Annotated in this window: 23 protein-coding genes; 9 read left to right on the top strand and 14 right to left on the bottom strand. The window is 59.1% G+C overall.

All coding sequences use genetic code 11. The features are described from left to right. The first annotated feature begins 91 nt into the window (after positions 1–91). Positions 92–934 (top strand): hypothetical protein, encoded by an 843-nt coding sequence (locus tag AC0V6V_RS03090; protein WP_486163998.1) that lies wholly within the window; start codon positions 92–94, stop codon positions 932–934. Positions 935–955: 21 nt separating this feature from the next. After that, positions 956–1,495 carry an AHH domain-containing protein gene (locus AC0V6V_RS03085; protein ID WP_486163997.1) on the top strand — a complete coding sequence of 180 codons (540 nt, stop codon included), beginning with the start codon at positions 956–958 and terminating at the stop codon, positions 1,493–1,495. Positions 1,496–1,507: 12 nt separating this feature from the next. Here AC0V6V_RS03085 and AC0V6V_RS03080 read toward each other — a convergent pair whose 3' ends face one another. After that, on the bottom strand, positions 1,508–2,494 hold the full coding sequence (locus AC0V6V_RS03080) for an NAD(P)H-dependent flavin oxidoreductase (protein ID WP_486163996.1): 987 nt from the start codon (positions 2,492–2,494) through the stop codon (positions 1,508–1,510). A gap of 145 nt (positions 2,495–2,639) precedes the next feature. After that, on the bottom strand, positions 2,640–3,698 hold the full coding sequence (locus AC0V6V_RS03075) for an amidohydrolase family protein (protein ID WP_486163995.1): 1,059 nt from the start codon (positions 3,696–3,698) through the stop codon (positions 2,640–2,642). A gap of 296 nt (positions 3,699–3,994) precedes the next feature. Here AC0V6V_RS03075 and AC0V6V_RS03070 point away from each other — a divergent pair, with 296 nt between their 5' ends. After that, positions 3,995–5,395: a methyl-accepting chemotaxis protein gene (locus AC0V6V_RS03070; protein WP_486163994.1), complete on the top strand. Its 1,401-nt coding sequence runs from the start codon at positions 3,995–3,997 to the stop codon at positions 5,393–5,395. A 115-nt stretch (positions 5,396–5,510) separates the two neighbouring features. On the opposite strand, the gene leuA is transcribed toward AC0V6V_RS03070, so the two are convergent. Then, entirely contained in the window at positions 5,511–7,184 is a 1,674-nt protein-coding gene (gene leuA / locus AC0V6V_RS03065) for a 2-isopropylmalate synthase (RefSeq protein WP_486163993.1), read from the bottom strand. 305 nt (positions 7,185–7,489) lie between these two features. On the opposite strand from leuA, the gene AC0V6V_RS03060 reads away from it, so the two are divergent. Continuing rightward, on the top strand, positions 7,490–8,035 hold the full coding sequence (locus tag AC0V6V_RS03060) for a YHS domain-containing (seleno)protein (RefSeq protein WP_486163992.1): 546 nt from the start codon (positions 7,490–7,492) through the stop codon (positions 8,033–8,035). 194 nt (positions 8,036–8,229) lie between these two features. On the opposite strand, the gene AC0V6V_RS03055 is transcribed toward AC0V6V_RS03060, so the two are convergent. From AC0V6V_RS03055 to AC0V6V_RS03045, 3 genes are all read right to left on the bottom strand, one after another. Continuing rightward, on the bottom strand, positions 8,230–8,742 hold the full coding sequence (locus AC0V6V_RS03055; protein WP_486163991.1) for a hypothetical protein: 513 nt from the start codon (positions 8,740–8,742) through the stop codon (positions 8,230–8,232). Positions 8,743–8,838: 96 nt separating this feature from the next. After that, positions 8,839–9,987: an alpha-hydroxy acid oxidase gene (locus tag AC0V6V_RS03050; protein WP_486163990.1), complete on the bottom strand. Its 1,149-nt coding sequence runs from the start codon at positions 9,985–9,987 to the stop codon at positions 8,839–8,841. Continuing rightward, complete coding sequence (locus AC0V6V_RS03045) at positions 9,987–10,586, bottom strand: DUF4329 domain-containing protein (protein WP_486163989.1); 600 nt, start codon at positions 10,584–10,586, stop codon at positions 9,987–9,989. The genes AC0V6V_RS03050 and AC0V6V_RS03045 overlap by 1 nt, the downstream gene beginning before the upstream one ends. 299 nt (positions 10,587–10,885) lie before the next feature. On the opposite strand from AC0V6V_RS03045, the gene AC0V6V_RS03040 reads away from it, so the two are divergent. Next, positions 10,886–11,362, top strand: coding sequence for a YHS domain-containing (seleno)protein (locus AC0V6V_RS03040; RefSeq protein ID WP_486163988.1), 477 nt, complete (start codon positions 10,886–10,888; stop codon positions 11,360–11,362). A gap of 550 nt (positions 11,363–11,912) precedes the next feature. Continuing rightward, positions 11,913–12,575, top strand: coding sequence for a DUF6969 family protein (locus AC0V6V_RS03035; protein WP_486138857.1), 663 nt, complete (start codon positions 11,913–11,915; stop codon positions 12,573–12,575). Between the two features lie 42 nt (positions 12,576–12,617). Here AC0V6V_RS03035 and ilvC read toward each other — a convergent pair whose 3' ends face one another. The 4 genes from ilvC to miaA all read right to left on the bottom strand — a co-directional run bounded on the left by ilvC (position 12,618) and on the right by miaA (position 17,132). Then, positions 12,618–13,652 (bottom strand): ketol-acid reductoisomerase, encoded by a 1,035-nt coding sequence (gene ilvC / locus AC0V6V_RS03030; protein WP_472638489.1) that lies wholly within the window; start codon positions 13,650–13,652, stop codon positions 12,618–12,620. 28 nt (positions 13,653–13,680) lie between these two features. After that, positions 13,681–14,196 carry an acetolactate synthase small subunit gene (gene ilvN / locus AC0V6V_RS03025; RefSeq protein WP_486163987.1) on the bottom strand — a complete coding sequence of 172 codons (516 nt, stop codon included), beginning with the start codon at positions 14,194–14,196 and terminating at the stop codon, positions 13,681–13,683. Positions 14,197–14,220: 24 nt separating this feature from the next. Further along, positions 14,221–16,053: a biosynthetic-type acetolactate synthase large subunit gene (ilvB, locus tag AC0V6V_RS03020; RefSeq protein WP_486163986.1), complete on the bottom strand. Its 1,833-nt coding sequence runs from the start codon at positions 16,051–16,053 to the stop codon at positions 14,221–14,223. A 131-nt stretch (positions 16,054–16,184) separates the two neighbouring features. After that, positions 16,185–17,132: a tRNA (adenosine(37)-N6)-dimethylallyltransferase MiaA gene (gene miaA, locus AC0V6V_RS03015; protein ID WP_486163985.1), complete on the bottom strand. Its 948-nt coding sequence runs from the start codon at positions 17,130–17,132 to the stop codon at positions 16,185–16,187. Here miaA and serB point away from each other — a divergent pair. Further along, positions 17,125–18,003 carry a phosphoserine phosphatase SerB gene (serB, locus tag AC0V6V_RS03010; RefSeq protein ID WP_486166196.1) on the top strand — a complete coding sequence of 293 codons (879 nt, stop codon included), beginning with the start codon at positions 17,125–17,127 and terminating at the stop codon, positions 18,001–18,003. The two genes, miaA and serB, sit on opposite strands and share 8 nt — an antisense overlap. 161 nt (positions 18,004–18,164) lie before the next feature. Beyond that, a complete protein-coding gene (locus AC0V6V_RS03005) occupies positions 18,165–18,986 on the top strand; it encodes a Coq4 family protein (RefSeq protein WP_486163983.1) in 822 nt (273 codons plus the stop codon). 7 nt (positions 18,987–18,993) lie between these two features. Here AC0V6V_RS03005 and AC0V6V_RS03000 read toward each other — a convergent pair whose 3' ends face one another. Further along, on the bottom strand, positions 18,994–19,680 hold the full coding sequence (locus tag AC0V6V_RS03000) for a nitroreductase family protein (protein ID WP_486163982.1): 687 nt from the start codon (positions 19,678–19,680) through the stop codon (positions 18,994–18,996). Between the two features lie 132 nt (positions 19,681–19,812). On the opposite strand from AC0V6V_RS03000, the gene AC0V6V_RS02995 reads away from it, so the two are divergent. Continuing rightward, a complete protein-coding gene (locus AC0V6V_RS02995) occupies positions 19,813–20,610 on the top strand; it encodes a Coq4 family protein (RefSeq protein WP_486163981.1) in 798 nt (265 codons plus the stop codon). Here the strand turns inward: AC0V6V_RS02995 and AC0V6V_RS02990 are convergent. The 3 genes from AC0V6V_RS02990 to AC0V6V_RS02980 all read right to left on the bottom strand — a co-directional run bounded on the left by AC0V6V_RS02990 (position 20,607) and on the right by AC0V6V_RS02980 (position 24,253). Further along, a complete protein-coding gene (locus AC0V6V_RS02990) occupies positions 20,607–20,939 on the bottom strand; it encodes a DUF6122 family protein (protein WP_486163980.1) in 333 nt (110 codons plus the stop codon). The genes AC0V6V_RS02995 and AC0V6V_RS02990 overlap by 4 nt on opposite strands. A 374-nt stretch (positions 20,940–21,313) precedes the next feature. Next, complete coding sequence (gene purL, locus AC0V6V_RS02985; protein ID WP_486163979.1) at positions 21,314–23,563, bottom strand: phosphoribosylformylglycinamidine synthase subunit PurL; 2,250 nt, start codon at positions 23,561–23,563, stop codon at positions 21,314–21,316. 15 nt (positions 23,564–23,578) lie between these two features. Next, positions 23,579–24,253, bottom strand: coding sequence for a metal-dependent hydrolase (locus AC0V6V_RS02980; RefSeq protein WP_486163978.1), 675 nt, complete (start codon positions 24,251–24,253; stop codon positions 23,579–23,581). Position 24,254: the final 1 nt, after the last annotated feature.

The following is a 24,254-nucleotide window of genomic DNA, read 5'->3' as shown; positions in this document are numbered from 1 at the left end:
GGTTTCCCCAAGCAAATCCAAAACGGGACTCGACGATGAACGAGAAACAAGTCACTATCGTATTGCAAACGATCTGAAATTTCGCGGCGGGATGAGGAAGGGGGCCGGGATAATCGATCAAGACCGACAAGCTGGCTCTCCGGGCCTGTACCTGCTGTTTGCGACGGGCAAGCGGCCGGATCGCGCCGCTATGAAGGAATTCTTCGCAGAGCAGAGCACTGTGCTGCTGTCGCATGATCCTTGCGATGCGACACCGCTGCAATTGGTGGATGCTGATCATGTGCAGTCCGATAAGTCAGCCAGCCTTGCCAATCCTGAGGCACAAGAACATGCCTGGATGGAGCTGCTACGCGAGGGACTGACCTTCGATCTGGAAGGTATTGCGCCAGGCCCCGCATCTGAATTTCCTGAAATTGAGCACCGCTTCGATCTGGAGCAAGCGCCGAATGGTTTCCGCTTCGAGGCAATGCGTATCGTGGTGGGACAGCATCTGTCAGGCGGGGAGCGTTCGCTGCCGATCATGCGCGGCATGGTGGGACTTGCCCGTGATCTGACGCACCACTTTGACGATGTAGAGGCCGTTGTCTGGTCTCCATCAAAGAGCGCTATTGGGCGTCAGTATTTCGAATCTGTCTCGACCGCATGGATTGAGGGTGGGTCTTTCCCGGCATTGGGCCTGACGGCCTTTCGCGAGACGATCGACGGGGCGCTGCAAACAGTTGGGCTGGACTATTGGATTGGGCAGGAATTGCGGATCGAACCGCCTTTGGCCGATGGGAAAGTTACCGCTACTAGATTGGGAGTGCGGTTGGTCAATCAATTGATCTTGGTCGGCGGGCTAAGTGAGAGCGAGCGGATTGTTGCGCCAGACGGCAGCCGCTTGATCATGCGCCCATCGAAGAATGGTAAATTTGTGAGGGTTTGGCGCGAATAGGACGCGGTTAGAGGGGGCAACATGCACGGCAATATCGGGCCAGCGCATGCGCCTGCGCTGGGGAAACGACGCGCGGTCATCCCGTTCCGATCGGTCAATCGCCGCAGAGAGCCGGGATATGATGCGGGTCTGCAGCGGCACCATTTGCTACCTCGGCAATTGCTGCGGCGTGACTGTTTTGGCCAACTGTTCGCCGATGTTAGCCGCACGGCGATCGGCTTTGACGATTTCCGCGCGAACGGCCTGCTGCTGCCATCCAATGAAGACGCAACGGTGCGCACGGGCATGCCGCTGCATCGCGGTCCGCATCGCCATTACAACGAGATGGTGATGGAGCGCGTTGGCCGGATTGAGCAAAGCTGGGCCGAGACCCGCATTCACGATCCTGAGGCCGCTTTCATTGAGGCGCTGATGCGCCTGCAATTGCTGCAAAGCGCGCTGCGCACTTACCTGCTCAGTCAGAAGCGCAAGCTGCTGCTCAACCGCAAGGACCCGCTAGGCAGCGGCTATGACTTCACAGAGCTCGATATGATGGCCGAGCAGCTTTGGAAGGCGACCTAGCCAAGTGTCCCGTCAGTCAGCCCAGCGTGTGTAGTCCGACTTGGTCAGCAGCGCTGCTTTCGCCGCGTGGTACTCAGCTTCGAATTTGCTGACCATGTCCTCAACTGTGTCGACCGATTTGATCGCGCCGACCCCTTGTCCAGAGCCCCAGATGTCTTTCCAAGCTTTGGCCTTGGTGTTGCCGCCACTGCCGAAGTTCATCTTGGACGGATCGCTTTCCGGCAGGTTGTCCGGGTCGAGCCCAGCCTTTTCGATCGAGCTGCGCAGGTAGTTGCCGTGTACCCCGGTGAACAGGTTGGAGTAGACGATCCCGTCCGCTGATCCCTCAACAATGCCTTCCTTATAGGCTTGGTCGGCGTTTGCTTCTTTGGTTGCGATGAAGGCGCTGCCAGCATAGCCAAAGTCCGCGCCCATCGCTTGAGCTGACAGGATCGAAGCACCGTTTGCAATCGAGCCCGACAAAGCGACTAGCCCGTCAAACCACTCGCGGATTTCCTGCATCAAGGCGAAGGGCGAGAGCGTGCCAGCATGGCCGCCAGCGCCAGCGGCGACCGGGATCAGGCCATCTGCGCCTTTCTCGATAGCCTTGTTGGCAAAGCGATTGTTGATCACATCATGCATCGTGATCCCGCCCCAATTGCGCACTGCATCGAAGATCTCAGTGCGCGCGCCGAGCGAGGTGATGACCAGCGGCACTTGCCATTTCTCGCAGGTCGCTAAGTCGGCCATGACGCGGTCGTTCGACTTGTGCACGATCTGGTTGACCGCAAACGGCGCAGCTGGCCGGTCCGGGTTCTCGCGGTTGTGCTTGGCCAGCTCTTCGGTGATCTGATGCAGCCATTCATCGAGCAGCGTCTGCGGGCGCGCATTGAGCGCAGGGAAGCTGCCGATGATCCCGGCCTTGCATTGAGCGATCACCAGTTCCGGACCGGAGACGATAAACAGGGGCGAGCCGATCAGGGGCAGGCGCAGGCGATCAAAGGGAGCGGGAAGAGACATCAATTTCTCCGTCAATGCGGTCGTGGTTTCAGGCAGTTAGTCTGCGTTTCTACGCTCAGTCCATAGCGCCGGTTCCCGCCCTGTCGAGCGCCAAGCGCAGTCGGGTCGCGACCAGCCCCCGTTGCCGTAGCGGAATGCGATGCAATCAAGCGGTAAGAACCTCTTCAATGCCATAGAAGCGCGCGGCATTCCCAGCATAGAGCGCGGCTTTCTCATCCGCGCTTGCGCCCGCGGTGATCCGCTTGAACGCGTTCCACAGCACCGGATAGGTCGCGCCCCAGCGGTCAACCGGATAGTTGCTTTCGAACATTGCGCGTTTGGGTTCGAAGGCTTCGATGCAGGTCTCGATATAGGGCCTCCACATGGCGGCGAGCTCTGCCGATCCGACGCCAGCGGCGGGGCCTTCCTCGGGCATCGCGCAATTGTGCATCGCCAATCCGCCCAGCTTCACCATCACATTTGGGCATTTGCCAAGCTCGATGATGTTGCTGCGCCAGATGTCGAAGCGCTCTTCGAGCCTGCCGGTGTAGCTCGCCGAACCAAGCGGCGTGCCGCAATGGTCGAGACAGATTGGTTGGTCGGGGAAGGCGCGCGCGAGGTCGATCACATCGGGCAATTGCGGCTCCAGGATCCAGGCATCGAAGGTGAGCCCCCGTTTCCCAAGCTCAGCAAAGCCCGCGCGGAAGCTGGCATCACGGTACAGCTCTGGCGGCGCGTGAAACGGAGGGCCGAGCACGTCCGGATCCGCATCCCACGCACCCTGATGGCGAATGCCCTTGAACCGGCTGCTTGCCCGCGTACCGCCCGCCTCGATCAGCGCATCGAGCACCGGGCCAGCGCCTTCACCCAGCAGCATGTTGGCATGGCCGATGATCCCAGCGCAGGCGCGAAGCGGACCGTAGAGTCCGCTGGCAGACTGCGCTGCAACACCGTTCACAAACTCAACCTCGCCGACCGGTTTCAGGTCTTCGCCCAGCGCCGGATTGTAGAACGCGCCGCATTCCATGAAGACGGTGGCGATGACGTTGTGGCCCGTTTGCAGGTCTGAATGCAGCTGATCGAAGGTGTAATGGGCTGCGTCCACCAGCGTCTCGATGAAGCGATGCCGTGGCTCTGGGAACATGGGCAGCATCGGCCGCAGGTCCCACAGGTGGTGATGCGGATCGATGATCGGCAGCTCAGGCTCAAGTATCGCTTCACTCATGGCATTGTCTCTCCCTTGGCCCATGGCATAGCCACTCCGTTCGGCGCACGCAAAGCACGTTTGGAACAGGTGGAACACAGTCTTAGGCCGAAAAACCAATCGATCACAGCGCCGCCGTTTGATCGGGTTTTCCGATTATTTAGCTGTGCGCGAAAATAGCTCATCGGTGAGGCATAGCCGCCCACGCAAAGGTAGGAAATGCTGGGCTACGTCATTGCGCGTATAAGCGGCCAAGATCGTCCTTAATCATACCTTGCGAGGGATTGGCTGCAACGCAATCGAGCCAGGACAGCCCAATGTATCATACCCGAATTGCCCCAGTGAACACGCGGTTGGCGCGGCTACAGATCTATGAGATCAACGACCCGAATAAGCCCGTGTACCATCGGCTCAACGAAATTCTGAGTGCGGTCGCATCGCAGACGGCGGAGATCTATGTTGATCAATATGCGAAGATTGTCGGCACCATAATCAAGGGCGATCGGCGTCAGAAGTTTGTCGAAGAGGTTACTAAGAATCTGCTCGCCAAATATCGACCTCCTTTTGATGAGGAGTGGATTGAGCGCTGCGAAGATATTGCTGAGCTGATCTACACCTCTCGTACAGATCCGGCGGCACATTTGGGCGCGATCAGCGTCTCGCAGCAGTTTGAATTGCGAACTGTATTCGAGGCGGCTGAGAGTTTTGATGACGGCATATCATTGGTTACCGAGCTGAGCCGAATGTACACTTTGGATGCCGAAATCATGCTGACAAAGATTCAGCAATGCCGTGAAAACGAACATTCTCAATGGGTCGGTGAGCAGACTGAAATGTTTCGGGCGGCTGTTAGCGATGCGGTTAGGCGTGCTGCCCAGCAAAGCGCACAGAGCAATCGCAAAGCGGACCAAGCCAACAAGTTGATCCGCGATTTGCGTGCTTTGGCCGACGAGGTGACGATCGCCTCAAGCGAGTCGGCCGAGGCGATGGGTGAAGCTGCGAGCACCGCAGGTGGCCTGCGCATGACCTTGGACGATATGACGTACGAGCTAAGCCGCGCATCGCAGTCTTTGGGCGCCGCCACGCAGATTGCGGAGGAATCCCAAGATACAGTTTATGATCTAACCTCGCAAAATGCCTCGATCCAATCGATTGCGCAGATGATCCAATCGATCACATCACAAACCAGCATTTTGGCGCTCAATGCACGGATTGAAGCGGCGAGGGCAGGCGAGGCCGGGCGCGGGTTTGCAGTGGTGGCCAGCGAGATAAAGGGCCTGTCTGAACAAACCGCCAAGGCGACTGATGATATCGTTTCGCGCTTGGGCGGGATTGAAAAGGCCAGCGACCGTGCACTCAATGCCAATCGCACGATGCACGAGACATTTGGCACAGTCCGGGATCTCACTCAGGCTGTATGCGATGAGGTAACTCTGCAAGGGACGACCGTCACAAAGATCGCTGCGAGCGTTGACGAGACTTCGCTCAGCGCAAAGTCATCCAGCGAGGCGGTTCAGCGCATTCGTGAGCTGGTCGATGGAATCGCCAAAGAAATGACTGCGGCAACCAGTCTGACCAGCAATCTCAACGCGCAGATCGCGAACCTACAAACGGGCGCTGACGAATTCCTAAAAAATCTATCGTTCAATTCCGTTCAAGCTGCTCTGCAGGAAAGCCAGCGCTATCCCGAGTCCGCGCGCAGATCAGCGGCCGAGTAAGCTCTTGCCAATTGCGCGGTTTAGGTCGGCTACGATGCCTCCATCGCCATCAGGAGTGAGCATAGCCCTCGCAATACCAGTTGGAATTGCGTTCCCCCTGCGCGCGCCTCTTACCCTATTTGACCGCCGAATTTGCCGCGCTCAGCACAGCGCGCACGCTGGCGGTTGAGACGTCTTCGTCGATGCCAACGCCCCAAATCGTGCGGCCGCCGCTCTCGCATTGGAGATAAGCAGCAGCGCGGGCATCGCGGCCAGAACCCAGCGCGTGTTCGGTGTAGTCGAGCACTTTAAGGTCGAGGCCAAAGTTCTCTTCCAACGTGGTCAGCACGCTGGAGATGAGGCCGTTTCCGCGCCCGCTGACGCTTTGTTCTTGCCCGGCGACCGTGATCGTTCCGGCGAAGACCCGTGTGCCATCGCCGGTGCGGCTTTCCTCATAGCGGACCAGCTGGAAATGCTTATTGGCGGTTTGGACGTGATAGGCGGCCTTGAACGCTTCCCAAATGTCAGCCGCATTGAGCTCTCGGCCCAGATCGTCGGCCATGTCTTGCACGTGACTGCTGAAATCGGCCTGCATTTTCTTGGGCAGTTTGAGGCCTTGGTCTTGCTCCAGAACCCAGGCGAAACCGCCTTTGCCGCTTTGCGAATTGACGCGGATGACGGCCTCGTAATTGCGGCCTAGATCAGCGGGATCAATCGGCAGATAGGGAACGCGCCAGCCTTCATCGTTCTGAGTGCCGCGCGCCTCGAAGCCCTTTTTGATCGCGTCCTGGTGGCTGCCGGAAAAGGCGGTGAAGACCAGCTCCCCGCCATAGGGATGGCGTTCGTGGACGGGCAGATCGTTGCAATATTCCACCGTCTCGATCACGCGGTCGATGTCGGAGAAGTCGAGGCCGGGGTCGATCCCCTGCGTGTACATATTGAGCGCGACGGTGACGAGGCAGCAATTGCCGGTGCGCTCGCCATTGCCGAACAAACAGCCCTCTACCCGGTCGGCGCCCGCCATCAATCCCAGCTCCGCCGCCGCTACGCCAGTGCCGCGGTCATTGTGCGTGTGCAGGCTGATCACTGCGCTTTCACGGTTGGGCAGATTGCGGCAGAAATATTCGATTTGATCGGCGTAGATATTGGGCGTTGCCGCCTCAACCGTGGCGGGCAGATTGAGGATGATCGGCTTGTCCGGTGTTGGCTCCAGCACACTCATCACCGCTTCACACACCTCAATGCTGAAATCCAATTCAGCGGTAGAGAATGTCTCGGGCGAATATTGGAAATGCCAGTCCGTATCGGGCCGCGCGCCTGCTTCGTCGCGCATCACCTTGGCCCCGGCAATGGCGATTTCGCGCACTTCGTCTTTTGACATGCGGAACACGATATCGCGCCATGCGGGTGACACCGCGTTGTAGAGGTGGACGATTGCCGCGCGCGCACCGGCGAGGCTTTCAAACGAGGTGCGGATCAAATCCTCGCGGCTTTGCGTGAGTACCTGGACCAGCACGTCTTCGGGAACGCGGTCTGACTTTACTAGGCCAGAGATAAAGTCGAACTCGGTCGCGCCCGCGCTGGGAAAGCCGACCTCAATTTCTTTCACCCCAACCTCAATCAGCAGATCGAAGAAGCGGTTCTTCTTCACCGCATCCATCGGATCGATGATCGACTGATTGCCATCGCGCAGATCAGTGGAAAGCCAGCGCGGCGGCGAGGTGATCTGCTGCGCAGGCCATTGCCGGTCGGGCAGGTTGATCTGCGGGAAGGGGCGGTATTTTCGCGAAGGCTGGTTGAGCATAGGCATGATGGCGCGGCTTTCGTGTGCTTGTGAGTGCCGTTGGGCAGCTGAATTTTACGACTGTTGGCGGGTTTGCTTGGCTTCCCTTGGGCGCTGCGCATGCCCGGCCGGGAGCATACGTCAGGTCACGCCCAAGGGCGCGTAAGTCGTAGGAGTAGCTGCGTGCGTGTTCGCGTCATGATTAACTGCATCGCGCAGAATGGCGCGCAAGGCAAGTATCTAGGAATTTTCGGTGGAATGTAACCGAAAGTTGCATACGCGCGAACACAAGAGCATCGTGCCATGTAGGCATATAATAGGAGAACCCCCCAATGCGTAAATCACTATTTGCAATCGCCTTAATGGCCACTGTCGCAGCCTGCGGCGCGCCAGCTGAAGAAGCTCAAACCCCTGACGTTGCAGAAGCAACTGAGAGCGCTGGCCTGTTCGCTGATCTTGGCGGCGAAGCATCGAGCCCAGTTCACACTGCGACCAAAGGCGATACCCTGGCTGTCAGCGGCTATGACACCGTCAGCTATTTTGAAGGCGACGGCGTTCCCGTCGAAGGCTCAGAAGAATTTACCGTGCGTTATGAGGGCTTTGACTATCGGTTTGCCAGCGCAGAAAACGCCGAGAAGTTTAAGGCTGAGCCAGCCAAATATGCACCGGCCTATGGCGGATATTGCGCCTGGGCGATTGGCGCGAACGATGCGCTCGCACCGGGTGACCCCAACGTCTACGAAATCGTTGATGGCAAGCTCTACCTGAACTTTAACGAGAGCGTTCAAGAGAATTGGCAGAAAGACATTCCAGGCTTCATCGAAGCAGGCGATGCGAACTATCCAACCCACTCAGCGGACGAGCACTTCACTGACTAAGCGAGATAGTCTCGAACAATTCAAAGCCCCGTCGGAGCAATCCGGCGGGGCTCTTTTGTTGGCCTCAAGCGCCGGCGCTCACATCCGTTCGCTAGGCTTTCCTCGCGGCTTGCGGATAAATCCGCGCCGCTGCGGGCGGGCGGTCGCCCTTTCGGTCGCTGCGCGACCGAAATCTTTTGGATTTCCGCTCGCCGCTATCCGCACCGCGCGTCGCGGATCACCCCGGTGTTGTCGATCATCACATTGAGCCGCGATGAGGTTGGATCGGGATTGATGAAGGTCGAGCCTGGAATCACAAACCGCACTTCGTTTTGAGAGCCAACTGCCGCGACGATTTCAGCCCGCGTTGCTTCGTCAGCATTTCGCCCAAGGAAAGGCGCGACCGCTGGCGCTCCGCAGATGGAGGCGTTCGGATCGTTGGCGGTGCCGGGTACAAATGGCCCGGTCGTTCCGCTGACAGGTTCAGAATAGGTAATGCTTGGCTGGATTGACGCCTTAGCGGGCGCTGCACCATTTTCGCCATCGGCCGCTGCGCTGGCTTCTGGATCACCGGCCGTTTCGTCACTCGCCGGGGCAGGGGCGGATGGTCCCTTAATCCGCGCTGCAAACTCATCGGCTTGGCTCGCGCCTTGGTCTGGCTTAGCCGAACCGCACGCCGCAATCACCAGCGTGGATGCTGTCAGAATTGCAAACCTTAGCTTTGTCATGATCGGCCTTATTGATCTTAAACACTCTCGCCCGCTCTCAGGCGCTTTTGACGTTTCGGTTTCGTGACAGGCTGCAATCCGCCGGTCAATGCGCCGCTATCTCCAGCGCAGGCGATCCTCTGTCAACTGATCCACACTGGTCACACCCATCAAGCGCATGCCGCGCTCAATCTCGTCCTTAAGAATGCCGATCGCGCGCTCGGTCCCGTCTTGCCCAGCTGCCGCCAGCGCATAGAGATACAGCCGCCCGCCGGATGCCGCACTCGCGCCCGCACACACGGCTTTTAACGCGTGGGTTCCGCGCCGCACGCCGCCATCGCAAATGATCTCTATCTCGCCGCCGACCGCATCCACGATCTCGCGCAATTGATCGAAGGGAACGCGGCTGCCGTCCAATTGCCGCCCGCCGTGATTGGAAATCATGATTGCGTCCGCGCCGATATCGACCGCGCGGCGAGCGTCGCCCGCGCTCATCACGCCTTTCAGCACGAATTTTCCGCCCCAATCGCTGCGGATGCTGGCCGCCGTGTCCCAATCCATCGATGTGTCGAGCATGGTGTTGAAATATTCCGCAATGCTCACCGCCTTGCTCGATCCCTCGCTCACATGTGTATCGAGATTGGGCAGCGCAAACTTTTCGCGCAGCAGATAATCCAGCGTCCAGCGCGGTCGCGTTGCATAGCTCCACATGCTGGCCGGGGTGAAGCGGGGCGGGGTGGTGAAGCCGCTGCGCAGGCACCGCTCGCGCTTGCCGGATACGATTGTGTCCACCGTCAGCGCCAACGCATCAAAGCCGGAGGCCTGACAGCGTTGGATCATGCTGGCGTTGAGGCCCTTGTCTTTGTGGACATAGAGCTGGAACAGCTTCGGCCCGCTGGTTAGCGCGGCGATTTCCTCAATGCTGCGTGTTGCAAGGCTGGAGATGCCAAACCACAGGCCGTATTTCTCCGCCGCTTTTGCGACCGCCGTTTCGCCCTGCCAATGAAAGGCCCGCTGCACGGCAGTGGGCGACAGCATCAGCGGCAGCGCCGACTTGCGGCCTAGCAGAGTGCAGCTGGTGTCGATCTCTTCAACCCCGGCGAGCACATCGGGCACCAGATCGCACGTATCGTAAGCGCTGGTGTTGCGCGCCTTGGTCAGTTCATCATCGGCGGCGCCATCAATGTAATCGAACACGGGGAAAGGCAGACGCGCCTTCGCCAGCATGCGAAAATCCTCGATATTGTGGCAATCAGACAGCCGCATCAGCAATCAAAGCTCTCATACGTTTGCCGCCGATTGAGCTCCCACACGGTATAGCGTTCATCCGGTTGGGCCGCGTCACAGCGGACGTAATTTGGATCGGCGGGCAGGCAGCTTGCGCCGCAGATCATTTCGGCGGCTTCTTCCTGCCAGTCAATATGCCAAAACCGGCCGCCCGGAGTCGAAACGTAGCCATCGATGCGGTCGGCAATGTCGCCTTCCAGATCAATGATGGAGGGCACCTCGCTGTCATACTCGTCATTATAGCTGCCATGCGTATGAAACGATGCGACCGCGAATTTCTCTGGATTGGATACCCACTGAAAGCTGCAGGTGGCGGCATCGCCTTCAAAGATGTCGGATACGCTCAGCTGCCCGTCTTCATCCTCCAGCATCAATCCGCACAGCTCTCGCTTTTCTTCAAACGATCGGCGCTGCAGTTTGGCGAGGGTGGATTTGGCCAGCGAGTCCAGTTGTTCCTGCGATGCGGTGGGCTCGCGAACGGCGTATGGCCCCCGGAATGTGTCGGCTGCTGTGCCGAAGACAACGACGACCCAGGCGATGCCGCATGCCGCATAGGCGAGGTGAAGGGGTTTTGGCATGCGCATTGTTAGCCCCTCAGTGAAGGCTCAACTTCTCTTTGTCTAGCAGGGCTTTGCCGCGTGCAGCGCGCAACAATATTCGGTCGCCGCAGGGACGGATTTCGAAAAATTTCAATTTTTTTTGCGGTCAGTGAAACCAAACGTGCAGGCCTTGCGAACTCCATTATGTGCGCGGCCACTGGGCCAAACATCAGACGCCAGAAAACGAACCGGTCCCCCCTACGGTTCAATTTTTGACCCTACCTGTCCCTGGCTCTGAGCTTGATGGCCGCGGCACAAACAGTTTTTGGAGAACCCCGATGAAGTTTAAATATCTAGCCATCGCAGCAGCATTCGCCGCTCCCCTAGCCATCGCTATTCCAGCCCAAGCCGACGGCGGCATTTTTGTTGGTGTCGAAGGTCAAAACGTCGCCGTTAGCGGCTATGACACGGTCAGCTATTTTCAAGGCAATGGCGTTCCAGTGAAAGGCGATGCGCGCTTCATGGTGAAGCATGACGGTGCAGAATGGCACTTTTCCAGCCAAGCCAATGCCGATGCGTTCAAAGAAAACCCTGACGCTTTCGCCCCGCAATATGGCGGCCACTGCGCCTGGGCCATGAGCCGCGGTTCACTCGCACCGGGTGACCCCACGCTCTACAAAATTGAAGGCGGCAAGCTCTACCTCAATTTCAACCGCGATGTTCAGCAAACATGGCTGAGCGACATCACTGGTTTCATTGCCAAGTCCGATCCGGCTTGGGCCAAAATTCCCGAGGGCAAGCGCTTCGGCGATTGATCCGGCCGGGACACGCAATCTCCCACCCGCACTATCACTACTCCCTAAATACCCCACGAAAGGAATATTCTACCATGTCTAATTCTAAGAACCTCGCCCGTATGTTGATGGTTGCAGGCGGCCTCGCCGTTGCATCGACCGGTGCGCCAGCGCTTGCTGATGCTCCATGTGGCCCGCGCGCCAGCAGCTCTTCAAACTTCAGCAATTACAACCCATGCCGCGCCGCGAAGAAGTCTAAGAAGGCTCGCAAGACCAAGGCGTCTACATCATGTGCGGCCAATCCGTGTGCAGCGAACCCATGCGCCGCAAATCCATGCGCGGCCAACCCATGTGCCGCAAATCCATGCGCGGCCAACCCATGTGCCGCCAATCCATGCGCCGCTAATCCTTGTGCAGCAAACCCCTGCGCAGCCAACCCTTGCGCGCCTAAAGCCTAAGGCGTGCATATAGTGTGGCCGGGGACGCAACCTCCTAGCGCACCCGGTCACATTTAGTTTTGAGAGATGCCGCCCCACTGCGGGGGCGGCATCTCACCAATTGGATAACAACCATGACGGACCGTCTTACTCGTGATCAATACGCTGATATGCTGCTTGCCAGCACAGAGGCGATGTTTGCTGGCGGCAAACCGCTCATGAGCCGAATTTTGCCCGAGGATGGCACCGCTGAGCTGTGGGAACATTACCCAGAGGGCGATGTTGTCAATGGCCCGGCTGGCAGCCGTTATTTCTACCATTGCCACCCACCCGGCGAACGCGCCGAAGGTGAGCATGGCCATTTCCATCTGTTTTTTGACCGATCAGCAATGCCCGGCGGCACCGTTCCGCTGATCGCTGCGCCCCTGGCACCGCGCGACCAACCGCGCGCCGATGTGGTGCATATCGCCGCTTTGGCAATTTCTGACCAAGGGCTGCCGATGCAATGGTTTGGCACCAATCGCTGGGTCACTGATGAGTGGCTCTATCCCGCCTATGCGGTGATCGCGATGCTGGATCAGTTTGACCTGCGCGGCCCCAGTGGCGACCCGCTGGTCAATGAATGGCTGACCGCGATGGTCGGCGTGGCCCGCGAACAGATCGCAGAGATATTGCACACCCGCGACGATGTGCTGCGTAAGGCGGATATGCACGGGCAAGTCCACGGCGAAGACCGCGCGGTTGAGATAACCAGCGCGGCCCCGATTTCGCTAGAGCGTTTGCTCGAAACTGCCTGAGGTTGCCTGGGCCGCGCGTTCCCGCGCAGCCCCAAGCTGTGCTTAGTTCTTAGACTTGTCGACCAGCTTGTTCGCGCTGATCCATGGCATCATCGCCCGCAGTTCGGCTCCGGTCTTCTCGATCGGATGCGCTTCTGCTGCCTTGCGGCTGGCCTTCAGCTCTGGCTGACCGGCGCGGTTATCCAGCACGAAGTCTTTCACAAACCGGCCTGACTGAATGTCCGCGAGCACGCGCTTCATTTCAGCTTTGGTCTCATCAGTGATGATGCGCGGACCGGTTTTGATGTCGCCATATTCGGCGGTGTTGCTGATCGAATAGCGCATGTTGGCGATGCCGCCTTCATACAGCAGATCAACGATCAACTTGGTTTCGTGCAGGCACTCAAAATAGGCCATCTCCGGGGCGTATCCGGCCTCGGTCAGGGTTTCAAAGCCGGCCTGGATCAGGTGGGTGATCCCGCCGCATAGAACGGCTTGCTCACCGAACAGATCGGTCTCGCACTCTTCCTTGAAATTGGTTTCGATCACGCCGCTGCGGCCGCCGCCCATCGCGCTGGCATAGGACAGGGCGAGCGATTTCGCATAGCCATTGCCGCCGCTGCTGGTGCCTTCTTGATGTACCGCGATCAGGCAGGGGACGCCGCCGCCGCGCTCATATTCGCTGCGCACGGTGTGGCCGGGGCCCTTTGGCGCGATCATGATCACGTCGATGTCTGCTGGCGGCTCGATCAGGCCAAAGTGAATGTTGAGACCGTGCGCAAAGGCGAGCGCGCTGCCCGGCTTCATATGCCCAGCCATGTCGTCGGCCCAGATCGCGGCCTGATGCTCGTCGGGGGCAAGGACCATCACCAAGTCAGCCCATTCAGCCGCCTCGGTGTTGTTCATCACCTTAAAGCCAGCGGCCTCTGCCTTGGCCCGCGTGGCGGAGCCTTCGCGCAGCGCCACGGCGACTTCTTTCACGCCGCTGTCGCGCAGGTTTTGCGCATGGGCATGGCCTTGGCTGCCATAGCCGAGGATCGCGACTTTCTTGTTCTGAATCAGATCAAGATCAGCGTCGGCGTCGTAATAGACTTTCATGGATTTCCCTTTGTCTTCAATTCTATGTTTAAGAGCCTTCGGCTCCGCGTAGCATTCCCACAATCCCTGAGCGGCCGACCTCTACCAGGCCGAGTTCGCGCATCAGGGCGATGAAACTGTCAATTTTGTCTGGCGCACCGGTAAGCTCGAATACGAAGCTTTCCGTGGTGGTGTCGACCACGCTGGCGCGGAAGATATCGGCCACGCGCAAAGCCTCAACCCGCGCCTCGCCAGTGCCGGTGACCTTGATCAGCGCCAGCTCGCGCTCAACATGCGCCCCGGCGGTGGTGAGGTCGACGACCCCGTGGACCGGCACCAGCCGCTCCAGCTGCGCCTCAATCTGGTCGATCACTTGCGGCGGGCCGCCGGTCACAATCGTGATCCGGCTGATTGCGTGATCGTCCGAAATGTCGGCCACGGTCAGGCTGTCGATGTTATAGCCGCGCGCGGTGAACAGGCCGGTGATTTTGGCCAGAATACCCGGCTCATTATCGACCGTAACAGTGAGGACGTGCCGCTCGGCATTGTCGTGCGCAATTTTCATGTGGCTGTTTCCTTCGCGGCCCGCTTAGACCAGCGCCTTCGCTTCGTCGTCCATGGTGCCCTCGTGCGCATCGCCATACAGCAGCATTTCGGTGTGCGCTGCGCCCGATGGGATCATCGGCAAACAGTTGGCGTCTTTCGCGACCATGCAATCGACAATCACCGGACCATCTGCGGCCAGCATCGCCTCGATGCCTGCGTCCAGTTCGCTTTCCTCGGTGATGCGAATGCCGGTCCAGCCATAGGCCTCGGCCAGCTTCACAAAGTCTGGCAGGCTGTCGGAATAGCTGTTGGAATAACGGCTTTCATAGGTCAGTTCCTGCCACTGGCGGACCATGCCCATATATTCGTTGTTGAGGATGAAAACCTTGACTGGCAGGCGGTATTGGCTCGCCGTCCCAAGCTCTTGAATATTCATCTGAATGCTGGCCTCACCGGCAATGTCGATCACCAGCGCATCGGGGCAGCCAAGCTGCGCGCCAATGGCCGCTGGCATGCCATAGCCCATGGTGCCAAGCCCGCCGCTGGTGAGCCATTTGTTCGGCTGTTCAAATCCGAAATATTGCGCCGCCCACATCTGGTGCTGGCCAACCTCGGTGGTGATGATCGGGTCGCGTTTGTGGGTGAGGGCGTGCAGCCGCTCGACCGCCTTTTGCGGCATGATCGCGCTGGGATCTTTGGCGGATTTTGCCGGATAGGCCAGGCATTCGCGCGCGCGCCATCCGGCAATGCGGGCTTTCCATTCGCCCAGATCCTTCGCCTTTCGTGCGCCCCAGCTTTCAATCATTTGACTCAGGACAGTGGAGCAATCGCCGACAATGCCGAGCTCAACTGGGACAGTTTTATTGATCGAGCTGCGATCAATATCGATGTGTATCTTCTTGGAATCAGGCGAAAATGCATCGAGCCTACCAGTAACGCGGTCGTCAAAGCGCGCGCCGATGCAGACCATAACATCAGCCTTATTCATCGCGAGATTGGCTTCATAGGTGCCGTGCATCCCCAGCATGCCGAGCCAGTCGGGATGCTCAGAAGGAAACGCGCCAAGCCCCATCAGGGTGGAGGTGACCGGCGCGCCGGTGATGTCCTGCAATTGGCGCAGCAGGCGGGTCGCCTCTGGTCCGGAATTGATCACCCCGCCGCCGGTGTAGAAAATCGGGCGCTCAGCTGCCGCAATCATCTCAACCGCCTCGATTACCTGCTCGGCAGGGGCCGCCATTTGCGGCGCGTAGCGATGCGATGCGGTGAGCGTTGCCGCAACCCTGCGCGAAGGTACGGCGATCTGAACGTCCTTGGGGATGTCGACCACAACCGGGCCGGGACGCCCGGTGGTTGCGATGCGAAACGCCTCTTCCAAAACGGACTGAAGTTCCGCCGGGTCTTTGACCAGATAATTGTGCTTTGTGCAGTGACGGGTGATGCCGACGGTATCCGCCTCTTGAAAGGCGTCGGTGCCGATCAAGGCGGTTGGAACCTGACCCGTGATGACGACCATTGGGATCGAATCCATGTAAGCATCGGCAATCCCGGTAACGGCATTGGTCGCGCCGGGGCCAGAGGTGACCAGAACCACGCCCGGCTTGCCCGTGGCGCGGGCAAAGCCCTCTGCCGCGTGTGCAGCCCCGGCCTCGTGCCGGACAAGGATATGGCGCAGCCGCTCATCGCCAAACAGCTCATCATAAATCGGCAGAACAGCGCCGCCGGGATAGCCGAATACGAACTCAACGCCCTGATCGACCAAGCATTGCGTGAGGATCGCAGCGCCTGATTGCTGATCGGTTTTTAGATGGTCGGGGTGGGGATGGTCCGACACGTGTTCTTCCTTCTCGGTCTTGCTTGGCTCAGGCGCGGTTTGCATGCCTGTCCGGCGGCTGATTTCACTCTGCTTGTTTAGGCACGCACTTGTATCAATAAACGAGGCCCGGCGCAGCGATAATGCGTCGGGCCTGATGAGAGCCTGCTATGAGTTATAATCTATCGTGTCAACGATTAAGAACGTAATAATGATGCAAATATATCGCTCACATCAACATTTTTAGATTCGGAACGTGTCCAATCTTGCGGCGATTGGTTGCGGAACCACGTGTATTGCCGCTTTGCGTAATTGCGGGTTGCTTGAGCGCCTGCGGCGATGACGTCTGGGATCATGATGTGGCCATGGAGGTAATCGGAGATCTCTGGCACGCCAATCGCGCGCATCACCGGCAATCCCAGATCGAGCTTACGCTTGAGCAGAGCCTCAACCTCTTCAATTGCGCCGTGTTCTAGCATCAGGCCAAAGCGGCGATCGCAGCGATCATAGAGCCATTCGCGCGGCGGCAGCATCACCAGCGGATGCAGGGTGATATCCTCGGCAATGCCGCCGGTCTTGGCATTGTGCCAATCGCTTAAGGACGTGCCTGTGGATCGCACCACCTCCAGCGCGCGGGCGATCCGCTGGCTGTCGCCCGGGGCCAGCATCAGTGCGCGCTCCGGGTCTTCGATCTTCAATGCGCTGTAGGCGCCTTGGGTGGGCAAGGCGCGCACATGGCGGCGGATTTCCGGGTCGATTTCGGGGATTGGGGCAATGCCATCAAGCAGGATGTTCATATACATGCCGGTGCCGCCGACCAGTATCGGCACCGCGCCCTTCTCATGGCAATCCGCGATTTCTGCCCGCGCCTTGCTGGCCCAATCGGCCGCCGAGCAGGCCTGCGATCCGTCCCATGTTCCGAACAAGCGGTGCTCTATGCCTTCCATTTCTTCTTCGCTCGGGCGCGCGGATAGCACTTGCAGATCGGCATAGACCTGCGCGCTGTCGGCATTGATCACAATCCCGGTCTTGCCCGCCTCGGCCAGCGCCTTTGCAAGTGCAATTGCAACCGCGCTCTTGCCGCTGGCGGTCGGCCCTGCAATGAGCGCGACTGGATTCAAATCAGGAGTATCACTTTTGCTCATCGCTCGGCTGATAGCAGACAACGCGCAGCTTGAAACACGTCTTGTGGAGGGGCCGGAATGGCTCGCCGCAGCGGACGCGGAATTTTCGCTCACTCAGCTGGATGATGACCTGCACGAATTGGAGTGGGGATCAAAGAACGATCCCTCGCTGCTGCCGCGGGTTCTCGACGAAGTGCTAAAGCCTGAGGCTGCGCTGATTAGCGACCAGGGTTTTGACCTGCCGGATGTGTTTGTCTCGGACATGGATTCGACCATGATCGGGCAGGAATGCATTGATGAGCTGGCGGATTACGCCGGGATCAAGCCCCAAATCGCCGCGATTACAGAGCGCGCAATGCAGGGCGAGCTCGATTTTGAAGACGCGCTGAGGGAGCGGGTGAAACTGCTTGCTGGGCTGGACGAAGGCGCAATTGCGCAGTGCCTGGCGGAGCGGATCAGGCCCACACCGGGCGCGGCGACATTGGTCGCGACCCTGCTGGAGCAGGATTGCCGCACCGTGCTGGTCACCGGAGGGTTTCACCATTTCGCCGATGCGGTGGCGGAGCAATTGGGCTTTGAGCGCGTGGTCGGCAATGTGCTGGAGGTGGAGGGCGGCAAGCTCACCGGGCGTCTCGCGGGACCGGTCACCGATGCCGAGACTAAGGCGCGGGTGCTGCGCGAAGAGATCGCCAAGGCGGGGCAGGGCGCGCTCAGCCTAGCCACGGGAGACGGGGCGAATGACATTCCGATGATCCAGGCTGCAACCTACGGTTTTGCTTACAGAGCGAAGCCAAAGGCGCGCGCCGCCGCGAATGGGCGGATTGATGGCGGTGACCTGACTGCGATTTTGACCTTGCTCGGCGTGCCGCAAGAAGAGTGGGTTGAGGGTTGAGAACTGGCTGGTATGGGCGCGATAGGGTGAGGTCAATACGAGGCGAATAGCACCTCTTTGCCAATCTAGGTCTTGTTTTGGGACTTAAACTGGGTTATTTACACTAATGTAAGTAAGCGTCGGTATCACCCGAGTACCGCAACCCAATAAGGCCCGCACTGATGACCACCACCGCTCTTGAATATGCCGCCGACGGCACCGTCCTGCGTCACCCTGACCGTCCGCAGCCGAAATATTCATTGCCCAAGGCCATCGGACATTTCCGTAATCTGATGCGGGACAAGGAAGACACGAGCGAGGTCTTCAAGATCTTTGAGGCGCTTCCGCCGAAAGACTACATTGAGCGCGTCCGCAATTTTGCGCTGAGTGAACGCGGTGAGGAATTGCGTGCGAGCGAGCCTAGCCTGCCAGAAATTCTTGATGATCATGCCGCTATCCGCAAAACGTCCAAGGGCAGCCTGGGGCATGCTTACTGCGACTTTATGGAGCGCGAGGGGCTATCAGCCGCTGGTTTGGTCGCTGAATTCGACAAGATGGGGCGGCCCAAATATGACGACCTCACGCATTGGTATCTGTCGCGTTCGCGCGATACGCATGATCTGTTTCACATCCTGACCGGCTACGGCCGCGATGCCTTGGGCGAGCAATGCGTTTTGCTGTTCACCCACGGACAGAGCCCGAGCCACGGCCATCTGCTGATCGGATATGCCGGGGCAATGAACATCAAAAAGCAGGTGTGGGGCAGCAAGGCGCCGGTCATCGGTGCCGTCAATCAGGCGCGCCGCACCGGCACAGGTGCTCCCAAGCTGATCGAGCAATCGATCCGCGAATTGTTGGCGATGGACCTCAATGAAGTGCGCGCAATGCTCAAAATTCCAGAGCCGAGCGTCTACCGCGAATGCCACCGCATCTGGCGCGAAGAGGGCATCGACCCGTACGACATGCTCGCCAGCGAAAACACGCCGGAAGCCGTCGCGGCTTAAGCGCGCTTTAAAGCCAGCTTGCGATCTGGCTCAGCGGCTTCTTTTTTAGCGCGTGAGCGGGCACGGTTGCATCCGCGCTGGGCCGGCCGACTACCACAATCATCAGCGGCTTTTCCCATTCGGGGCGCTCGCACGCCTCGCGCAGGAAACCCATCGGCGATGGCGTGTGGGTTAGCGTCGAACAGCCGCCCTCGTGCAGCGCCGCGATCAGCATGCCGCAGGCAATCCCGACGCTTTCATTGACGTAGTAATTCTGCGTCTTGCCGTCCTCCTCGATCCCGCCTTTGCGCTGAGCAAAGACGACGATCAGGTACGGAGCGGTCTCCAGGAACGGCTTGTCGGCATCGGTGCCAAGGTCGCTCAGCGCGTCGAGCCATTCGTCGCTCGCTTTGGGCTTATCGCCATCCTCGCCGTAAAAGCGCTTTTCCTCTTCTTCTGCTGCTAGGCGAATTGCGCGCTTCTTCTCTGGCGAGGACACCACCGCGAAATGCCACGGCTGATGATTGGCGCCATTGGGCGCCGTGCCAGCGGCCTCAATCGCGGCCTCGATCACTTCGCGCGGCACCGGATCATCGGAAAAATAGCGACAGGATCGGCGCTCTTTCAATCGGTCGCGAAGGCTCCGTGCGCGGGCAATCGCCTCCTCAGCGGGGAGGGCAGGCAGGTGATAGGGAACGGTATCGTGTTCTTTCATTGTCAAACTATTGCGCGTTGGCGCGGCAAAGGAAAGAGGCGAGTGCGCGCACTACTAACACCAATGTAGGTTGCATTTGATGAACCTATTTGTCATAAGCTGTGTGCGACTCGAAAAAAGCGGAGCAAACACATGAACTGGCTCGACCTTCCACTGCTGCACCCGGACCGTGACATTGCCGGGTTTCGCCCGTTCAAGGCGCTGAGCCATTTTCGCAAGCTGGTCGCGGATAAGGAAGACACGAAGCAGGTTTTCCATATCATCGACGCGCTGAAAGGCCGCAAGGTTCAGGCTCAGGCAGAGGAATTCCTCAAATCGCCCAATGCGCGCAGTTTCATGCAGCGTGAGAGCATTCTGCCGGTCGCCGATATGCTGGATGACCACAGCCGCTGGGACGATTGCGGCCCAAACACGGTCGCGCAGCATTACATCCGCTTTATGAAGCGCGAGGGCCTGACCGCGAATGGTCTGGTCGAGGAAAGCTATGCCTGGCGTCCGCGCGAAGAACGCCCAGAGGATCAGGTTGAATGGTATATCAGCCGCCTGCGCGATACGCATGATCTGTTTCACATCCTCACCAGCTATGGCCGCGATGCCTTGGGCGAGGCGGCGCTGCTCGGCTTCAGCTATGAGCAGAACCACAATCTCGGCGTGAAGTTCATCGCCTATGCCGCCACCCGCCAGATCAAGAAAGTGACGGGCACCAAGGCACCGCTCTATGATGCGATCCGCGAGGGACGCGCACTGGGCAAGGCCGCGGCCACACTGGCGCATATGGATGTTGAGGCGGTGATGCGCGAAGACATTGATGTGGTCCGAAAAATGCTGAGCATTGGAGAGCCGGTGGTCTATCGCCAATGCTTGGCCCAGCTGGATGCGGAGGGTTTCGCGGAAGAGAACCTCGGCCTGTCAGAGGTGCAGGCGGCTTAGGCCGTCATCATAACGCAATCGGCATAGTCAACCGCGAGATGCCACAAGGCGCCAATGCCGAGCGCGCGGATCCACCACGGCGCCTTGGGTAAAGCGATCATTGCGGCGTAAAGCCCCGCGCCGACCCAGCCGTGCAGATAGTGAAATCCAATGCTGCAGCGGTTCGGATCAAAGATCGGATCGGCCAGCAGATGGTCGAGATCGATCAGGTTTGCACTGGCGATCACCAGCCCTGCGCGCAGCCAATTCTCGCGCCAGATAAGCCATCCCATTGCGAACGGGACGAGCCAATGCCCGCCGTAATGGAGTATGGGTTGGAGGAGGTCCAAACCTAAGCCCGTTCGCCCTGAGCTTGTCGAAGGGCTGCACTATTCTTCAGACCAGGTTTGCGAGTGAAGGGCAGGGCTTCGACAAGCTCAGCCCAGACGGATTTGGAGGTTCTCTTGCTATCCACTCCCTCGACGTCACTCCGGGCTTGGTCCGGAGTCCATCCCCATCGCGAAGTTTGCGAACAGTGCGCTGGCGATGGATGCTGAACCAAGTTCAGCATGACGGGGGATTGAGTTCGTTCACCCCTCCATCCAGTCGCGTCATCGTCATCGCGAGGAGGCCAATTGGCCGACGCGGCGATCCAGATTGCGACGGAAGAGAGATGGATTGCCGCGTCTTGCTGGCGCAAGGCTCGCAATGACGAGTGGGGTCATCACCCTTCCATCCAGTCGCGGAAGAAGCTGGCGTGGGCTTCGCGGAGATCGGCGAGGGGGACCCGATATTCTCGATTGTCAGCGTCAGACAGTAGAATGTCAGACCCAGCGACTCGGCCTAGACTTTCTAAATTCAGGCTGCTGTTTTCCAGTTCGGCAATAAGCGCCTTCTGGTCTTTCCCGGTAAGCAAGTAGGTCCCTTGCTGTTCGCCGAAAGGCTCCAAAAATGCATGATCGACTATGTCGACATTGCATCCAATATTTCCAGCGAGTGCCATCTCCGCAATTGCGACCATGGCTCCCCCATCTGAAATGTCGTGGACTGAATTGACGAGGCCTTTGGCGATCAGGATCAAGACTTTCTCGCCCACTTGTCGCTCCAGATCAAGGTCGACAAAAGGTGGTTGGCCTGCCTCTGCCCCCTCAGTTTCTCTCAACCATAATGACTGCCCAAGCATTTGTTTTGGAGGAATGATCTCAGGCCCCCTCAGAATGAACAGGAAGTCTCCCTCTTCCTTAAATCCCATCGTCATCATCTTCGAATAATCGTCGATAATGCCGACCCCGCCGATGGCTGGGGTGGGGAGGATTGCGCTGCCGCCTCCGGTTGCCTTGCTTTCGTTGTAGAGTGAGACGTTCCCCGAAACGATCGGGAAGTCCAATGCGCGGCACGCATCGCCCATGCCCTCCAGCGCGTGAACAAATTGCGCCATAATCTCGGGTCGCTGCGGGTTGGCGAAGTTCAGGCAATTGGTCACGGCGAGTGGCCGCGCGCCGACCGCGCATAGGTTGCGATACGCTTCTGCAATCGCCTGTTTGCCGCCTTCATACGGGTCGGCATAGACATAGCGCGGGGTGCAATCGGTGGTCAGCGCCAGCGCTTTCTTCGTGCCGTGCACGCGCACAACGCCAGCATCGCCGCCCGTTTGCAGCGTGTCGCCCATCACCTGACTGTCATATTGCTCCGAAATCCAGCGGCGACTGGCGAGCGCGGGGCTGGCCATCAGCTTTAGCAGATCCGCGCCGATATCCGTGCTTTCTGGGACATCATCCAGCGGCTTAACCTTGGCCCAGGCCTTGTATTCTTCTTTCGAGAGATAGGGCCGCTCATATTCCGGCGCGTCAGCGGCCAGTGGGCCCAGCGGGATGTCGCAGACAACCTCGCCGCCCCATTCCAGCACCATGTGGCGGGTGTCGGTCACTTCACCGATCACGGCAAAGTCGAGCTCCCACTTCTTGAAGATCTCCGCTGCCATCTCTTCCTTGCCGGGCTTCAGCACCATGAGCATCCGCTCCTGGCTCTCGCTCAGCATCATTTCGTAGGGCGTCATGCCCTCTTCGCGGCACGGGACCATGTCCATGTTGAGGCGGATGCCCGCCTTGCCATTGGTCGCCATTTCCACGCTGGAAGAGGTGAGGCCCGCGGCCCCCATATCCTGGATCGCGACGATGGCGTCGGTAGCCATCAGCTCCAGACACGCCTCGATCAGCAGCTTTTCCGTGAACGGATCGCCAACCTGCACGGTAGGGCGCTTGGCCTCCGCGTCCTCTTCGAAATCCGCGCTGGCCATGGTCGCGCCGTGAATGCCGTCGCGCCCGGTCTTTGACCCGACATAGACAATCGGATTGCCGACGCCGGTTGCCGCGGAGTAGAAGATCTTATCCGTATCCGCGACGCCGACGGTCATCGCATTGACCAGGATATTGCCGTCATAGGCCGGGTGGAAATTGGTCTCGCCGCATACGGTCGGCACGCCAACGCAATTGCCGTATCCGCCGATCCCTGCGACCACGCCCTTTACCAGATGCTGCATCTTGGGATGCTCTGGCCGTCCAAAGCGCAGCGCATTGGCATTTGCCACCGGGCGCGCGCCCATGGTGAAGACATCGCGCAGGATCCCGCCAACGCCGGTCGCCGCGCCTTGGTATGGCTCAATATAAGATGGGTGGTTGTGGCTCTCCATTTTGAAGATCGCCGCCTGGCCATCACCAATATCGATCACGCCCGCATTCTCACCGGGGCCGCAAATCACCCAAGGTGCCTCTGTCGGCAGCTTCTTCAAATGGAAGCGCGATGATTTGTAAGAGCAATGCTCCGACCACATCACGGAGAAGATGCCCAGCTCCACCATATTGGGCACGCGGCCCAGGCTTTTCAGGACCTGCTCGTATTCCTCAGGCGAGAAGCCGTGCTGCTCGACAATTTCGGGTGTGATTTCGGGTGCGCTGCTTGGTGATGAATCGCTCATGCAGGGCGCTTTAATTCACTCGCTTGGGGCCGCCAAGCCTCCACGCCGAATGTGCCAGCGGTTATGCCCGACCCACCACGCCAGCACTGTTGTAACGGCAAAGGCGATCAGGGCCTGCGCATAGAGCGCCATATTCGCCTCTGTTGGGGCGGGACCGAACCAATTGACCACCTGCAGCAGCAGGAGCACACCGAGCAAGATCAGCGGCGGGCCGACCGGGCCGCGTGTGCGCTTTATATAGATCATGAACGCACCAATGGTGATCAGCAGCTCCAGCGGCATCGCGATCTGAGGGTAATTCCACAGGCCAAGGCCGTAAGTTTTCGGCCCGCCAGCGATGGTCAAATCCGGCGCATGGGTCAGCCAATCGAGCAGCCAGTGCGACAGGACGACAATGGCGGCGAGCACTCCGCCAAAGAAATTGCGCTGAAAAACCATCACGATAATCGCGAACACGGCCGCCCATATCGCCGTGCCTAATAACGAATGGGTGAAGGGCATATGATAAAGGTCAAACGGCACCATCACGGTCGCATCCGGATCCACCCGCATTTTCTCCACGCCCACCATGGCCAGCGCGAAAAAGCCCCAATCGACCAATTGCGCCGCGACAAACAAAGTGCCCAGCCGCGGTGATCGCGGTGAAATGGCTGCGGCGGCAAACGCCGGCGCGAAGTGACCGATAAACATG

Source organism: Erythrobacter sp. S249 (assembly GCF_057364975.1).
The sequence above is the reverse complement of the archived record's forward strand: the minus strand, read 5'-3'. Positions and strand labels throughout refer to the sequence as shown.